Raw genomic sequence first — 345 nt, 5'->3', positions numbered from 1 at the left:
TCACGGACACTCTTCTGGCCTGGCAGACCGAACGTCTCCAGGAGATCGCGGTGACGCGTGAGCGCTGGGGTGTGACGGTGCGGCCCGAGCTGGTCGTCGAGATCGCCTTCGACGGTGTGCAGCGCTCGACGCGGTACCCGGAGGGGGTGACACTGCGGTTCGCGCGCGTGCTGCGCTACCGCGACGACAAGGCTCCGGCCGAGGCCGACACCGTCGAGGCGGTCCGCGCCCATCTGCGCTGACCGCGCGCACACCTACTCCGCCGGGGCCACCCGCACCGTCAGGTGCTTCATCAGCGGCTGGTCGCTCTGGGCGCTGTAGTCCCCGACGGGGCAGAGCACGTTC

The 345-nt window shown here is 70.7% G+C and carries 1 protein-coding gene; it reads left to right on the top strand.

Annotated elements, in window-relative coordinates:
* Positions 1-242, top strand: a 242-nt coding sequence (locus J0695_RS41525; RefSeq protein ID WP_443727169.1) for an ATP dependent DNA ligase, incomplete at its 5' end; no start/stop codon positions are given.
* Between the last annotated feature and the right edge of the window lie 103 nt (positions 243-345).

It is taken from the genome of Streptomyces beijiangensis, assembly GCF_017315755.1.
Taxonomy (GTDB): Bacteria; Actinomycetota; Actinomycetes; order Streptomycetales; family Streptomycetaceae; genus Streptomyces; species Streptomyces beijiangensis.
The sequence above is the reverse complement of the archived record's forward strand: the minus strand, read 5'-3'. Positions and strand labels throughout refer to the sequence as shown.